The 15535-nt window shown below is 57.9% G+C and carries 13 protein-coding genes; 10 read left to right on the top strand and 3 right to left on the bottom strand.

What is annotated here, in order from left to right:
* Positions 1–13: 13 nt before the first annotated feature.
* The 9 genes from E3T46_RS00680 to E3T46_RS00640 are packed head-to-tail and all read left to right on the top strand — an operon-like array spanning position 14 to position 9207.
* Complete coding sequence (locus tag E3T46_RS00680; RefSeq protein ID WP_134577064.1) at positions 14–901, top strand: branched-chain amino acid ABC transporter permease; 888 nt, start codon at positions 14–16, stop codon at positions 899–901.
* Positions 898–1941 (top strand): branched-chain amino acid ABC transporter permease, encoded by a 1044-nt coding sequence (locus E3T46_RS00675; protein ID WP_134577063.1) that lies wholly within the window; start codon positions 898–900, stop codon positions 1939–1941. The genes E3T46_RS00680 and E3T46_RS00675 overlap by 4 nt, the downstream gene beginning before the upstream one ends.
* The gene (locus E3T46_RS00670; protein WP_134577062.1) at positions 1938–2663 is read left to right on the top strand and encodes an ABC transporter ATP-binding protein; all 726 of its coding nucleotides are present in this window, start codon (positions 1938–1940) and stop codon (positions 2661–2663) included. Before E3T46_RS00675 ends, E3T46_RS00670 begins: the two co-directional genes overlap by 4 nt.
* On the top strand, positions 2663–3367 hold the full coding sequence (locus E3T46_RS00665; protein WP_134577061.1) for an ABC transporter ATP-binding protein: 705 nt from the start codon (positions 2663–2665) through the stop codon (positions 3365–3367). The genes E3T46_RS00670 and E3T46_RS00665 overlap by 1 nt, the downstream gene beginning before the upstream one ends.
* Complete coding sequence (locus E3T46_RS00660; protein WP_134577060.1) at positions 3367–4473, top strand: alcohol dehydrogenase catalytic domain-containing protein; 1107 nt, start codon at positions 3367–3369, stop codon at positions 4471–4473. The genes E3T46_RS00665 and E3T46_RS00660 overlap by 1 nt, the downstream gene beginning before the upstream one ends.
* Positions 4457–5431: an ornithine cyclodeaminase family protein gene (locus tag E3T46_RS00655; RefSeq protein WP_134577059.1), complete on the top strand. Its 975-nt coding sequence runs from the start codon at positions 4457–4459 to the stop codon at positions 5429–5431. Before E3T46_RS00660 ends, E3T46_RS00655 begins: the two co-directional genes overlap by 17 nt.
* Positions 5432–5433: 2 nt before the next feature.
* On the top strand, positions 5434–6630 hold the full coding sequence (lhgO, locus tag E3T46_RS00650) for an L-2-hydroxyglutarate oxidase (RefSeq protein ID WP_134577058.1): 1197 nt from the start codon (positions 5434–5436) through the stop codon (positions 6628–6630).
* 59 nt (positions 6631–6689) lie between these two features.
* Positions 6690–7478, top strand: coding sequence for an SDR family oxidoreductase (locus tag E3T46_RS00645; protein ID WP_166790135.1), 789 nt, complete (start codon positions 6690–6692; stop codon positions 7476–7478).
* Between the two features lie 19 nt (positions 7479–7497).
* Positions 7498–9207, top strand: a complete 1710-nt coding sequence (locus E3T46_RS00640; RefSeq protein WP_134577056.1) for an acetolactate synthase catalytic subunit — start codon at positions 7498–7500, stop codon at positions 9205–9207.
* A gap of 120 nt (positions 9208–9327) precedes the next feature.
* On the opposite strand, the gene E3T46_RS00635 is transcribed toward E3T46_RS00640, so the two are convergent.
* From E3T46_RS00635 to E3T46_RS00625, 3 genes are read right to left on the bottom strand one after another with little or no spacing between them, the layout of a single operon-like run.
* The gene (locus E3T46_RS00635) at positions 9328–9858 is read right to left on the bottom strand and encodes a VOC family protein (RefSeq protein ID WP_241980387.1); all 531 of its coding nucleotides are present in this window, start codon (positions 9856–9858) and stop codon (positions 9328–9330) included.
* 20 nt (positions 9859–9878) lie between these two features.
* On the bottom strand, positions 9879–11111 hold the full coding sequence (locus E3T46_RS00630) for a dihydrolipoamide acetyltransferase family protein (protein WP_241980386.1): 1233 nt from the start codon (positions 11109–11111) through the stop codon (positions 9879–9881).
* 17 nt (positions 11112–11128) lie between these two features.
* Positions 11129–13321 carry an alpha-ketoacid dehydrogenase subunit alpha/beta gene (locus tag E3T46_RS00625; RefSeq protein WP_134577091.1) on the bottom strand — a complete coding sequence of 731 codons (2193 nt, stop codon included), beginning with the start codon at positions 13319–13321 and terminating at the stop codon, positions 11129–11131.
* A 517-nt stretch (positions 13322–13838) separates the two neighbouring features.
* Between E3T46_RS00625 and E3T46_RS00620 the strand changes: the two genes are divergently transcribed.
* Entirely contained in the window at positions 13839–15107 is a 1269-nt protein-coding gene (locus E3T46_RS00620) for an ABC transporter substrate-binding protein (RefSeq protein WP_134577053.1), read from the top strand.
* The last annotated feature ends 428 nt before the right edge of the window (positions 15108–15535 follow it).

The raw sequence follows: 15535 nt of genomic DNA, 5'->3' as shown, positions 1-15535 counted from the left end.
CGGGAAGGCAACTATGAATCTCCTCGTTCAAACACTCGTAGCCGGTCTCCTCCTCGGCGGGGTATACGCTCTGATCGCGGTTGGCCTGAACCTCATCTTTGGGGTCGTAAAAATTATCAACTTCGCGCACGGTGAGCTCGTCATGATCGCAATGTATGCCACATTCTGGATGTGGACAGCCTGGAGTCTCAGTCCGTACATTTCAATCTTCATCATCACGCCGCTTATGTTTGTGTTCGGTGTTCTGCTGCAGCGATTCATCCTTCAACCGATGCAGAACTCATCACCGACGATCAAGATATTCGTAACCTTGGGCTTATCCGTTCTGCTCCAAAATCTGGCGCTTGTACTCTTTGGCGGGCAATACAGAAGCACCACATTCCCCTGGGCCGAACAGAACGTCAGTGTGCTTGGCATCACGGCCACCTACGGTCGCATCACCGCATTCCTGGTTGCTATCGCCCTGGTCATCGCGCTGTTCTACCTCATGAAGAAGACCCTTACGGGAAAGGTTCTTCGCGCTTTGGCGGAGGACCGTGAGACGGCAGGACTCATCGGTATTCCCGTGAAGAAGTACTATCTAGTCGCGATGGGTCTGGGGACCGCGATGGCAGCGATCGCCGGCGTACTTATTGGGCCGTTCCAATCAGTCTTCCCACTGGCCGGTGCCCATTTCACGCTCCTGGCGTTCGTCGTTGTTGTACTCGGGGGCCTGGGGAATATGGCCGGATCCTTGATCGGTGGACTGTTCCTCGGAGCCGTTGAAACGTTGGCGGGTACTTACATCGATCCGGCCCTTCAACAGGTCGCTGTGTTCGCTGTCTTCATCATCGTTCTTTTGGTTCGCCCGCAAGGAATCTTCGGTGGGTCAGCTCGCAACGCGGAAGTAGGCCTCAAATGAAGAAAAAGAGCCTTATCTGGACTCTCGGGTTCGTGGCTGCAGCCGGGCTGGTTCCCGTATTCACATCAGATCAGTACATCCTGCACGTGTGCGTGATGATCCTCATCTACGTGGGCGTCACAGTGGCCTGGAATATTCTCGCTTTCGGTGGAATTCTCTCGCTCGGGCACGCCGCCTTTTTCGGAATCGGGTCGTACACAGTGGCGATCCTGTACGTAAAAATGGACGTCAATCCCTGGCTCGGAATCTTGGCAGCGATGCTAACCGCTGCGCTTGGTTCCTTGCTCCTAGCTGTTCCGCTTTTGCGGTTGCGTGGACCATTCTTTGCTCTGGCAACACTGGCTTTTGCCGAATCGCTGCGACTGATCGCGATCTACGCTGTTCCCCTGACCAATGGGTCGGTCGGCATAACGACCCCGCCCACCCAGGGATTTGCGCTCATTTCTTTCTCCTCCCGCGAACCGTATTACTACATCGTTTTGGCGATGGCATTGATCGCGATTGGCGTTTCAGTTTGGATCTACTATTCCAAAATGGGGTACCACTTGCGGGCCTCGGCCTCGGACGATGAAGCCGTACGGGCCCTCGGCGTCAGAACGCCTCGTCTCAAACTTGCAGCGCTCGTTATCAGCGCAGCCCTCACTGGAGCCTTCGGCGCGTTCGCAGCGATGTATCTATTCGTCATTGATCCCGAAACAAACTTTTCCACTCCGCTGTACTCGATCCAACCAGCGCTGAACGGAATCATCGGCGGGATGGGCACCGTCGTAGGGCCAATCGTGGGTGCGATTGTCATGACCCCACTCGGTGAATGGCTGCGCACCACCTTCTCGGGCACCACACAAGGCCTCAACTTTGTGATCTACGGTGTCGCGCTGATTCTCATTGTTCGGGTTATGCCGGGAGGAATCGTATCGGGTATGAAAAAGCTGTATCGGCGTTTCCGCCCAGAAAGTAGAAGTGCCAGCACGGATCCGGACGCATCCGCACCGATCCAAGCCGATCAGGAACCCGCCAATTCCGAAGGAGGGCGCTCATGACGAACGCGACCATTCTCAAAGTCGAGGGAGTCTCCAAGCGGTTTGGCGGCGTCCAGGCCGTCAGTGACGTTTCATTGACCCTGCAGCACGGTGAAATTGTGGGTCTGATAGGCGCCAATGGCGCGGGTAAGACTTCCTTCTTCAATCTAATCTCCGGCATGCACTATCCGGATGCGGGTTCAGTGGCTTTCGCGGGTGGAGACATAACGCGATTGGATCCGGCCAGCCGTGCCCGACGTGGCATCGGTCGCACGTTTCAGGTCGTTCGGCCGTTCACCGGCATGACCGTTGCTGAAAACGTGATGGTGCCGCTTTTGGTCGGTGACTCAAGCGTTCGGCGAGCACGCGTTCGGGCCATGGAATTGCTCGACGAACTGAGCATCGCCGACCTCGCCAAGAAGCCGGCTGAGGGCTTGACACTGGCGCAACGAAAACGAGTGGAAGTCGCTCGGGCTTTGGCGACTGGCCCCAAACTGCTGCTGCTCGACGAGGTGCTCGCAGGACTCAACAGCCGAGAGGTGATCGATGTGCTCCCCTTCATCAAGAAGGTGCGGGATCGGGGCGTATCAATTCTCATGATCGAACATCTCGTTTCCGCTGTCATGGAGGTTTCCGATCGAATGATGGTCCTTGATAGAGGAAGCGTGCTCGTACACGGCCTGCCGGCTGACGTCGTCAGTGATCCCCGCGTCATCGCGGCATATTTGGGGGAGGAAGATTAATGCTCCAGGTGAAGAACATCTCGGCATACTATGGCGATGCGCAAGCACTCGAGAACGTGAGTCTCGCCGTATCAGAATCGGGAGTAGTGGCGCTTCTCGGGCCTAATGCCGCCGGAAAATCCACAACCCTGCGCGTGATCAGCGGCATTCTTCCGGCTGCGAGCGGGAGCGTGACATTTAACGGCCAGGACATCACCACTGCTTCACCGCAGGAGCGAGTTGAAATGGGACTCGTTCACGTGCCGGAAGGACGAAAACTTTTCGGTACCCTCAGCGTCGAGGACAACCTTTTGCTCGGCGGCTACTGTGGGCGCAAAGACCGCAAGACTGGGTCCCGGTTGGAGCGGGTCTATGAGCGTTTCCCCAAGCTCAAGGAACGCCGGAATCAGGATGCGGGATTGCTGTCTGGGGGAGAGCAACAGATGGTCGCCGTGGGGCGCGGGCTGATGGCGCAACCCAAGGTGCTCATGATCGATGAGATGTCTTTGGGCCTAGCGCCCCTGATCGTCAAACAGATGTTCTCCCTCGTTCAGGAGATCGCGTCTGAGGGCGTATGCGTTCTCATAGTTGAGCAACACGTTCAGAACGCTCTGGCTGTGTCCCATCACGGCTTCATCATTGACGGTGGTGTCACCCGAGTGTCCGGCACGTCGCAGGAACTCATGGAGAGCGCGTTGGTTCGAGAATCGTACCTGGGCCACTGATGATGTTGCATTTGGGCGTCGCGTCAACAGATCCAATCATCCTTGAGCAGATGCACGCTCTCGTCAAGAAGAGCAGAGATCGTAGGGATATTGGGCTAGAAGTACTTTCTGTTCCCTCGCCGGGTCCTGGACAGGTGCTCATAGAGACCGAAGCTGTCGGCCTCTGTGGCAGCGATATCCATGCCATAAATGGGCAGGTCGGTTACGAGTGGATGCCCGAGCGGGTAACTCTCGGCCACGAGGCGGTAGGGCGCATTGTCCGCACCGGCTCCAACGTCGATCCGGCACGCATCGGAAACCGCGTTGTCCCTATGGCAATTGACGGCTGTTTGGAATGCGAGACATGTCTGAGTGGCGCGCCGCAGCTGTGTCTCGAGCGCGATTGCCTCGGACTGTCCTTTGACGGTGCATTAGCGCAGTATTTTGTGTTGGACGCCGACCGAGTCTTCGTTATCGATAACAGCCTGAGGGCATCCGTAGCGGCGTTAATCGAACCGGCCGCTGTGGCAGCTCACGCGGTCGGCCAGCTTGCCGTGAACCTCCGGGGGCACCGGGTCGTAGTGTCGGGACCCGGTGCTGTAGGTATCCTGTCATGTCTGTTTGCGGCAGCGGCGGGCGCTGACGTGGAACTTGTCTGCCCGGAGGTCGGCCCCCAGACACGTCGGGAATTTGCCGAACAATTAGGCATCAAGACCGTCTACGGACAACGGCGGCTGGCGGCGGGACCGCCCGTTGACGCTTGGATCGAGGCATCCGGGGCCGAAGCCGCGTTCAGCGGCGCCGTCGGCAGCCTGCGCCGTGGAGGGACCTTGGTTGTCGTGGCTCTTTTTGCGAGAGCGCCGGCACTCGATATTAATCAGATGGTCAGGGGCGAACTCCGGATGTGTGGAACATACGGCTACACGCGTGCTGACTATTCCACTGCCCACAAGCTTCTCGTCGGGTGGCAGGACCGCCTCGCACCAATGGTTTCTACCTACCAACTCGCTGATTTTGACGCCGCCATCAGCGCTACGGAACAAGCCGCGGTGATCAAGGCCGTCGTCGTGCCAGAGAGCACCAACAAAACTATTGCAAGGAGCACCAAAGATGATCTTTCTCACTGAAGATGACGTGAATGAACTTGTCTCGATGGATGACGCGCTGACAGCTGTGCGCACCGCGTTGGATGGGCAGGGACAAGGAACAACAAACAATGCAATTCGGTCTCGGGCGCGTCTGGGACCGCTCAACCTCAACATTCTGGGTGGCGCGGTTGACGAGATGCAGAGTCTCGGCGCCAAGATCTACGTGACCGGTTCTGGTGCAGCGAAATTCTGGTTCATGCTCTTTGCCTCAGACGGAACCTGCGACGCTCTGATGGAAGCAGATCGTCTCGGCCAATTGCGCACGGGCGCCGCGTCGGGCATTTCCGCGCAGTCCCTAGCGAGAGCAGATGCAGACGTACTTGGCCTCATCGGGTCCGGTTACCAGGCTTGGACGCAGGCTGAAGCCATCGTGCGGTCTTCAAATATCTCCAAAATTCAAGTGTTCAGCCGAAGCCCACAGAATAGTCAGAAATTCGCGACCGACTTCTCGGAACGGTTCTCCCTGTCAGTCGAACCGGTGACGTCGGTCGAGAGCGCGATCGATGGCGCCGACATTGTGGTCACCATGACCTCGTCACACAATCCGATCATCGAGGCCAGCCACCTGCGACCAGGCACGCATTACGTCTTCGCCGGGTCCAATAATCCGCTCAATAGCGAGGCTGCGCCAGCCGTACTTTCAGGTATCGATGTCTTGGTCACAGATGACCTGGACCAGGCACGGATCGAAGGCGGCACCCTTCTGCGTGCGGTCGACGCCGGAACGATCGGCTGGGAGGCTGTTGGTCTGCTCGGCGACGTCATAGCAGGCAAAGCCATCGGGCGCGAGAGTGAGAACCAGACTACCGCCTTCATCGCCCACGGTGCAGGCTCGTGGGACACCGCCCTCGGTCGAATCGCTTTCGAAAAAGCGACGGCCCAGGGGCGCGGCGTGGTGTTACCGATTTCTGGCGGCGTCGTCGCGGGTCGGCGGTAGTCGTGGCTGAACACATTGGTGTCATCGGCGGAGGAATCGTCGGGATTGCCGTCGCGCGAGCTCTCGCCTCGCGATCAATCCGAGTCACGGTGATCGAAAAGGAACATCGCGTTGCCATGCACCAAACCGGTCACAATTCTGGGGTCGTGCATGCGGGGCTGTACTACGCACCCGGGTCGCTGAAAGCGCGCCTCTGCTCGGCTGGCCGCGAGATGACGAGGGACTTCTGTATCGACAAGAACCTGCCGTATCGTGAAGTTGGTAAAACGGTTGTTGCCGTGAACGCGGAAGAAATTGTCCGGCTGGACCAAATCGAAGAGCGCTCCCGTCAGAACGGTGTGCCGGGCCTTCGCCGGATGTCGGCGGCCGAGATGCGAGAAGTTGAACCACATGTTGCCGGGGTGGCGGCAGTGCACTCGCCACACACAGCGGTTGTTGACTACGCGTCCATTACAGAGGCGCTGGCCGATGACGTTCGCAAGAATGGTGGTGAGATCCTGCTCGGGCAAGAAGTGCTCCGGATCACACAGGAAATTGGCAAGATCACCGTCGTTACGAGTTCTCAAGATCATCGATTCGACCGGCTCATTGTGTGCGCCGGACTACAATCCGATGTTGTCGCTGCGATGATCGGAGCCTCTCCCAGCCCAAGAATCCTGCCGTTCCGGGGTGAGTATTGGGGGCTCGATAGTTCCCGTCAACACCTCGTAAACGGCATGATTTACCCTGTGCCGGATCCGCGGTTTCCATTTCTTGGTGTTCATTTCACAAGGGGTGTTTACGACGACGTGCACGTTGGTCCGAACGCGGTACCGGCATTGGCACGCGAAGGCTACAAATGGTCGAGCATCTCCCTGAAGGACTCGTGGGGATCGCTCACTTGGCCCGGGGCGCCGGCACTGGCCAAACAACACTGGCGAATGGGTGCCAAAGAGATTTCGGCCTCTCTCTTCAAGCCGCTGTATTTTCGGGAGGCCAGACGGTTTGTTCCCGAGCTGCGCATGAGCGACCTCGTGGCAAAGACCGCAGCGGGCGTGCGCGCGCAAGCGTGGGGCCGTGATGGTGGCCTGCTTGATGACTTCGCAGTCGACCAGGTAGGTCCCGTCACTCTTCTGCGCAATGCTCCGTCACCCGCGGCGACGTCGGCCATGGCCATCGCCGACTACGTGCTCGAAACGTACATGGTTGTGAAGCCATGACGTCACAAGTGGACCGCGATGTTCGACAGCTCGTCCGTGGACCGCTGGAGGGAAAGCGCGTGCTGATCACCGGCGCCGGTCGGGGGCTTGGTCGCAGCTATGCCCTGCATCTTGCCCGTGCCGGAGCGGACGTTGCGGTGACCGACCTTAGCTTGCACTCATTCCGCGATTACGAAGCAGAAGCTGCTCTAATGCGGGGTGACACTGTTGTGAGCGAACTGCAGGATATCGGAGTTCAAGCTTTGGGCTACGAAGTGGATGCAACAGATGAGGAAGCCATGAAGGGCGTGGTCAACTCAATCCAGACGGCGTGGGGCGGCTTGGACGTGCTCGTCAATAACGTCGGTGGGGGTAGCTATTCTCAGGGTCTCGACACGCGACCGAGTACCCTCCCGATCCGAGATCTCCGTGACAATTTTGAACGCAATCTGGTTTCGACGGTAATAGCATGTCAGCTCGCCATTCCAATTATGGGTTCGGGAGCCAGCATCATCAATATTGGGTCCCAAGCGGGAGAAGCCGCTACTGAGGCGATGTACTCGGCATACGGGAGCGCTAAAGCGGCCGTCGCCCACTACTCACGCTTTCTCGCGAATGAACTGGGCCCACGCGGAATCCGGGTCAATGTCGTAGCACCTGGCTATATCGCCACTGGGCGCTTGTCCAAGGTTTTCGCTGAAGTCGGTGAAGAGAGTCTCGAGAACCGGATTGCACTGGGCAGGATCGGAACACCCGAAGATTGCGCGTCAGCGATTGAATTTCTTGCGGGGGAGGGGTCTCGATATATCACGAGTCAAACCCTGAAAGTTGACGGGGGCTCCCTCAATTTCGCTACGTCACGTCAATAAATAGAGAACGAGGAATTCAATGATGAATGTTGCCCAACTAATGGTTGAGAGTTTCCAACGACACGGTGTTACCGACATTTTCGGACAATCCCTACCGACAGCGTTCTTTCTGGCCGCCGAGAAAGCTGGAATGCGTCAGATCGCCTACCGGACAGAAAATGCCGGCGGTGCGATGGCAGATGCGTACGCTCGTGTTTCGCAAAGGATTGCCCTCGTGGGCGCTCAAAATGGCCCAGCTGCAACCTTGCTAGTGGCGCCGCTCGCAGAAGCGATGAAGGCATCTTCTCCTGTCATCGCGATTGTGCAAGAAGTGCCGGTTGCCCAACGTGATCGAAATGCATTTCAAGAATTCGACCACGTAGGTCTCTTCTCAGCATGTACGAAGTGGATCAAGCAGCTGGATGATCCAACCAGAATAAACGAGTACATCGATCTCGCCGTCACGATAGCAACAACGGGACGTCCAGGCCCCGTCGTGCTGCTGGTTCCGCGCGACGTGCTCCTCACGGAAGTTGCACAACACGATACGACGCCTCGAACCGCATCTCTCGGCAGTTTCCCTCTGGATAGAACACGGCCAGCGCACTCGGGCGTCGTCTTAGCCGCGAACGCTTTGGCGCAAGCCAAACATCCGCTCATTGTGGCTGGCGGCGGCGTGCACTTGTCTGGTGCATCCGGTGCGCTGACACGGCTGCAGGAACTCAGCGGCATCCCCGTGGCCACCACGAATATGGGTAAAGGCTCGGTCAGCGAACTGCATGAGCTCTCGATCGGCGTCGTGGGAAATGCTTTCGGCAAGCAGGCACCCAATTATCTGGCGCGCTCCCTTGTCACAGAGGCCGATGTCGTGCTGTTCATCGGCACGCGTACCAACGAAAATGGAACCGATGCCTGGACTCTCTTTCCTTCGAATGCAACATACATTCACCTTGACGTCGATGGCATCGAGATCGGGCGCAATTATCAGTCCATTCGGCTTGTAGGCGACGCCCTTCTGGGCATCGAAGACCTGATCGATGAATTGGCAGCTCGCGACCTGACTGCGCGGGAGCAATCACGTGGGGCCGCTGTCAGCCAAATACGCCTGGCGAAAGAGGCCGCGAGCGAACGCTCGAGCCGGCTCAGGTCGGATAGCGCATCGGCACTATTGACCCCTCAGCATGTGATGGCCGTGGTGGACCACCATCTCAGCGCCGGCGACATTGCAGTGGCTGACGCCAGCTATTCGAGTATTTGGATGACGAACTTCTTAACCGCCAAGTCAGTCGGGCAGCGCTTCATCTCCCCACGTGGACTAGCCGGTCTTGGCTGGGGTTTGCCGATGGCAATGGGCGCGCAGACAGCGCAGAGTGACAAACGGGTGGTGTGCGTGAGCGGCGACGGCGGCTTCGGCCACGTCTGGGCCGAAATGGAATCCGCAGTCAGGAACAATCATCCAGTTATCTCAATTGTGCTCAACAATTCCATCTTCGGCTTTCAAAAGCACGCCGAACTTAGCGCATTTGCGATGTCGACGAGTGCGATTGAGATTTCCCCGGTCGACCACACCGCCATTGCGCTGGCTGTGGGCGCGCAGGCGCGGCGCGTCTCGACCGTGGCTGAACTGGAGCTGGCCTTAACTCAAGCGTTTGCGATGCGGGAGTTCTTTCTTATCGAGGTCATGACCGACCCCGACGTCTATCCGCCAATCGCAGCGTGGGATGAACACCCGCCCGTGGCCACGGTCTGACTGAAGTCCTGAACGTCAAGGGCCATACGGTTCTGCCTCTGGCAGAACGGTATGGCCCCTAACGCATTCATATTGGCGAAGATTTGGTGGCGTTTCGCTCCGGAGATCGAAGTCGTTGCTCTACAGGTCTGGCTGAGCAGGATGCCAGAGGCGTTTGGTGTTGACGAGTTCGTAGGCCTTACCGGTGGGGTAGCTGACGAGTTCAAACTGCATGCCCCACGGGCTCACAAAGTACACCCAGCGCTGCCCTTCCGCACTTCGCTGGCTCGCAACGGGCTGGCCCAAGACACGAATTCCGCGACTCTGCAGGTACGCCACTGCGGCGTCAATGTCGTCGACATAGAAGGCGAGGTGATGGCCACCAATATCATTGTTGTGAGGTTGGGGCTGTTGCGGTGGATCAGCGGAGTACTCGAACACCTCGAAATTCGGGCCGAACTTGCAACGATAAAATCGTAGCTCCTTGACGACACTCCGGCGATCGACGTTGAGGTGCTCTGTCATCCAGTCGTCGTCGTGTTGCATTGGGCCCAGGGCATACATGAAGTCGCAGCCAATGACGTCGACAAAGAATTCGTGGGCCTGAAGAAGATCAGGAACGGTAAAGCCAATATGTTCCGTGCCGCGTAGACCGGGAATCCCTCGAATCACGACGCTTCTCCTTTCAATGGTTAGACGAGCAGGGAGAGCGGATTTTCGATCCGCTTGGTAAAGGCAGCAAGCCATGTTGCGGCCATCGCTCCGTCAATGGCGCGATGGTCGACTGAGAGCGTGAAGCGCATTACCCTGGCGATACTCAAAGCTCCATCGGTGACGACAGGTTGTTGGGTCGCGGCGCCGACCGCGAGAATTCCCGACTGCGGTGGGTTGAGAATCGCTGAGAACTGCAACGTTCCGTACATGCCAAGGTTCGTCACACAGAAGCTGCCGCCCTCCAACTCATCCTGCCGTAATCGACGTTCTTTAGCGCGGGTCGCCAGTTCGGTAATCTGCTGACTGAGTGCCGAGATCGTGAGAGTTTCGAGTTCTCGCACCACTGGAGTGTAGAGCCCGTCCTGTGTTGCTACCGCGATGGAGATGTCAACGGCGCTGTGACGCAACATCGCTGAGTCTGTCCAGGTCACATTCGCTTCAGGCACCTCAACGAATGCACCAGCAACAGCCTTTACGATCAGGTCGTTGATGGAAATGCGGGTCGTTGAAGTCTCATTGATGCGAGCACGGACGGCAAACAACTCATCTACGCGACATTCGGCGGTCAGATAAAAGTGTGGAACGGTCGACTTGCTCTCGGTTAGTCGACGAGCGATTGCCCGTCGCATCCCAGAGTGCGGGATCTCTTCGTAGCTGACCTGATCGCCGGTGGCGGGCTGGCCTGGCTCCGTCGACTGCGCGACAACGGAAGCCGTGTGCATTGGCCTTGCCGCCATGCTTGATTCGACGTCTCTTCGAGTTATTCGTCCCGCCGGTCCCGTTCCGCGTAACCGATTCAGATCGATTTTGGCATCCCGGGCGATTCGGCGCGCGATTGGACTCGCGAAGAGTCGTTGATCAGATGTGGTTTTCACATCTGCGTGGTGGCTGACCTCGATGGAGTCTGCTTTCTCGTCTGTGGCGGAGACGGGCGTCGGCCGGTCGTTGTTGAGCGCATCGAGAAATGGTTGAATCTCGGAGTGAGCCTCGCCAATCTGAAGAAGCACCAGGATTGGGGCGCCGACACTCACTGAGTCGCCCGGAACCACAAGAGTTGTGCCGATGATTCCAGCCGTTTCGGCGGCGTACTCGACATTCGCCTTCTCGGTTTCGATTTCAGCGAGAGGGGTTCCGACTTCTATGCGATCACCTGCCTGCACTAGCCAGCTGGAGAGCGCGGCTTCGCTAGAACCGGCAAATACTTCAGGCATTCGGACTACTTGTGCCATCAGCTGCGCCCGCCGAAGTCCTTTTGCGCAGAGAGGAGAGCGGCGACCACGTCCTCAGTCTTGGCAATGGCCGCATGTTCGAGAATCTTGGAAATACTTGGTGACGCTTCGCCGCCGGTGACCCTGGCAACTGGCCGATCGAGCCAGTCAAAAAAACGCCGGTGGATCTCGTCGGAGAGCCACCCGCCGTAGGAAGTGCCCATCGCACCTTGCTCAACGATCAACACGCTGTTGGTCTTGCGCACGCTTGCACCGATGGTCTCCCAATCGATGCTGGCACGATCGAGCCAGCGTAAGTCGATCAGCTCGGCGTCGATGCCGGTTTGCCCTATGGCCTCGAGTGCGTTGTGCACCATTGAGAGGTAGCTAATGACCGTGACATCGTTGCCCACTCGGCGGATCGCGGCTTTCCCGAATGGCGTCTGGTAGTCGAGGTTGTCGGTCGGGTAGGAGCCCGACTGAGCATAAAGGTCGACATGCTCAATGACGATCACGGGGTCATCGATCGCGAGTGCCGCGTTCATGAGACCGATATAGTCGTGTGGCGTCGAGGGCGCTACAATTCTCCACCCGGGACTTGTCGCGAAAATTCCAGCAGGGTCCATCAAATGCTGCGACCCGTATCCGGATCCCATCGCCACTTTGGTGCGAAGCACGACGGGCACGGGGTTATCCCCTCCGAACATATGCCGGGCTTTGCCGATCTGGTTGAAGACCTGATCTGCAGCCACCCAGAGGAAATCCGGATACATGAACTCGAAGACGGGGCGGAATCGTCCGTCCAGAGCGATGCCACCGCTCAGACCGGCGAAGGCGTTTTCGCTAATCGGCGTGCCCAGTACGCGCGCGGGAAACTTTTCGGACAGTCCCTTGGTCGCGCCGTTCGTTCCGCCTTTGAGTCGGTGTACATCCTCCCCGAGCACGACGATTCGGTCATCGACACTCATTCGGCGATCCATCACCGCTGCCACCGCGTCAATGAACTTGCCCTGGGTGGTCGGTCCGGTGTAGTCCCATTCCTCCTGGGTTCGTGCGCCATGCAGCTCCGAAAGGTCTCCGCGGACACCAACGTCCCTGAACCCCGCATCTGGCCACAGATCAGGGCGAATGCGCCGAGTGCCGGGCTTGCCTGTGGGATCACCTTCGACCAACATAGCTACAGCTGCACTCATCGCACTCTGGGCCTGCTCGCGGATGGATGCTGTCCCCGCCTCGTCGATGAGCCCAAGTGTTGTCAGTTCGGCGGCAGTACGAACCAGCGGATCACGAGCGCGCCACTCCGCTTCCTCTGTCTTGCTGCGGTAGCCGAAGGCACTCCCCGGGTATGCGCCGTTTTGGTGAAAGAAGCGATATACCTCGGCCTCGATGACGACAGGGCCGGCGCCCGAACGCATGTGCTCTTCGGCCTTCTTCATGGCGAGGTGAACCGCGAGCGGGTCCATTCCGTCCACCCGCCAGGCAGGGATATTGAATCCGAGCGCACGCGCTGAGAGCCGCGGCTCGGCCGTCACTTCGGCAACCGACGTTGATACCGCGTACAAATTGTTCTCGATAAAGAAGCATAGGGGGAGCTTCCAAGCAGCTGCCAGATTGAGAGTCTCTAGCACCGATCCAATGTTCACAGCGCCGTCCCCGAAGTAGCTCACTGTCAGATCATCAGTCTTGGACGCCTTTTGGGCCCAGGCGTTGCCGGCGCCAAGCGGCACCCCGCCGCCAACAATTGCATTCGTTCCGAGTGCTCCGGCCTCGAACCACTGCAGGTGCATCGAACCACCGCGCCCCCGGCAGTAGCCTTGGGCTAAGCCGAGGATTTCTGCGAGGGTGCGCTGTAAAACGACTTGAATGTCGTCGGTCACGAGTGACGCGGGGTTCAGGCCCTGTGGCGATACGTGTGTGATGGCTTTCGCCAAGAATTGGTGATGCCCTCGGTGCGATCCGTTCACGGCATCGGTTGACCGCAGACCGGCTATCGATCCGACGGCGCCTCCTTCTTGGCCGATGCTCGAGTGTGCGGGGCCATGCACGAGTCCCTCACCGGCAAGCTCAAGCACCGTCTCCTCGAAGGCGCGAATGAGGTGTAGCTGCCCGAGCATCGTGAGGAGAAAATTTGGATCAGCGCCTTTCCAGTCGTCACTCGTCGATCTGAGCTCGACCCAGGTCGACCCTGGCTGCAGCTGCTTCTCTTGTGCCATTCCACTTTCTCCTTTGACAGTGGACTTCAAGCGCTCACGGATGGTTGGAGCGAATGATGCCAAGTTCAACATTATGCAGTGAATGGATCCAATACAAGTCACATTGAACACAATCGCCGCTAGAATGCACGTTACAGGTCACATTTGGATACATTCGCCATAAATGACCGGCTTGCTTCCCCGGTTATGTCGGCAGATTTTGGGGTACCGAATTTCGCTAGGCACCGTGGCTTGACTGGCTTGTCGCCAGGGCTGCCCTCCGTGATTTCGATTGGATCCGAAGTGAGCAGGATGCAACGCTGGCTCGTTCCCTGCTGCATAGGTCCCGCATAGCAATCCGGGGATGATTCGTGGAATCTGTGCCCTCAAACAGGGTTTTCTTTCGTCCACAAGTGCCGGGGCACGCATATTTACATTCGATTAAGTTTGGATACGATAGTGCGCGTGTGTATATTGGATCCAATCTAGGTATGAAAGCGCTTGGCTTGTACTTTTCAATGATGAAAGGACTTAGAAAATGAGTGTCAAGAATATCGCTAGGCGAAAGCTTGTGAGGCTTTCGGCTTTGGGGGTGGCGACGGTGGTTGCACTTCCGCTGCTGATGGGGTGTTCGACGGCGGCGTCGTCGTCGGATTCGATCAAGATTGGGGCGTTCTTCCCGGTCTCGGGTTCCCTGGCGCTACTGGGTGAAGAATCATGGCGTGGAGTTCAGATCGCTACTGACCTGCGGAATGAAGCTGGCGGTGTCGCCGATAAATCCATTGAGATGGTCTTTGCCGACGTACCCGACGTGAATGCGGCCACATCTGAGGCCCGCCGGATGGCGTCGGACTCAGACATCAATCTCGCTGTCGGTTCCTTCTCTTCTGGTTTGAGTTTGGCGGCGTCGGAGGTTTTCGGTCGTGGTGGCAGCACATTCGTGGAATTGGGTGCCATATCAGAAGCGATCACTGACCGCGGGTACGACAACGTTTTTCGGTTCAACCCGGCAGCTGGCTCGTTCACGAAGCTGCAGATGCGGTTCATCACCGAGCATCTTGCGGAACAACTGGGCAAGCCTGTCTCTGAGCTGAAGGTGATTTTGGCCCACGAAGACTCGGCGTATGGGCAGTCAGTGGCGGAGAATGCTGTGATTGATGCGGCGGAGGCGGGCCTGGTCAATTTCTCACTGGAACCGTATAACGCCAAATCCACCGACCTCTCGTCGACGGTTCTGCGCATGAAGGCTAAGGCTCCGGATGTGGTCATCGCAGTGTCCTATGCGGCGGATGCGATCTTGCTTGGTCGTCAAATTCGTGACAACGGGCTGAAGCTGGGTGCGTTCATTGGCACCGGCGGCGGCCACAGTCTCAAGGGCTTTCATGACGCTCTGGGGGACGCTGCGGACGGGATCTATGACGTTGACTTCACACAGATATATATCAATGAAGAGTTCACGCCCGGCTTGGCCGAGTTCACGGCCGCATATGAGGAACGCTACGACTCGCTGCCCGCGTCGGGCCACTCCCTGGCCAATTTCACCGGCGCCAACTTGCTGTTTGACATTTTGGAAGAAACGAATGGCAGTGACGACCCGGAAGAATTCCGTCAGGCGGCCCAGGACTTCAAGCTGGAAATGGGTACCACGTCGTCGGGCTGGGGCTTCTCGCTCAACGAGTACAACCAGAATGAACTCGCCGATGTCTACGTCATGCAGTGGAAAGGCGACAAGCTCGAAACCGTCTGGCCGGAAAAAGCTGCCATCCGCGACCCATTCCCCGCAACGCCATTCGGCGTTTCTCAGTAACAAGATTCGGAAGCCGATCTCCTGCCCGGGGAAGGTCTAAATGATTGCGGCATGAGTCGCAAGAGTCGGCCTCGATTCTGGATGTCCCTATGTGTGACGGTGGTGAATCTGGCCAAGGATCGTAATCGCCACGATGACGGTGAGCAGCTCGGTTATCGCAAATCCATTTCATCGACACTTCAGAACCGGCTCATTAAGAGAACCGTTCAAGGTGTGACACACACGTATCCGCTACCGTCGTAGTCCTTGCGGACACGGCGGTAGCAAGGTGACTCTTCGACAGACCGCTCGGCCCTCAAGTTCGACTAGGTGAACCGTCCCGGGTTTCATGCCGCCGTTTTGTTGGCGGCTTCGATATTTATCGGGCCGTTTGTTTCAGCGTAATAGTTGCGTTCATATTCTTCGGGCGGCATGTTCCCGAGTGCGCT

The sequence above is a fragment of the Cryobacterium sp. Hh11 genome, assembly GCF_004404045.1.
GTDB lineage: Bacteria > Actinomycetota > Actinomycetes > Actinomycetales > Microbacteriaceae > Cryobacterium > Cryobacterium levicorallinum.
Note: the sequence above shows the minus strand (reverse complement) of the source record. Positions and strands in the feature narration are given on the sequence as shown.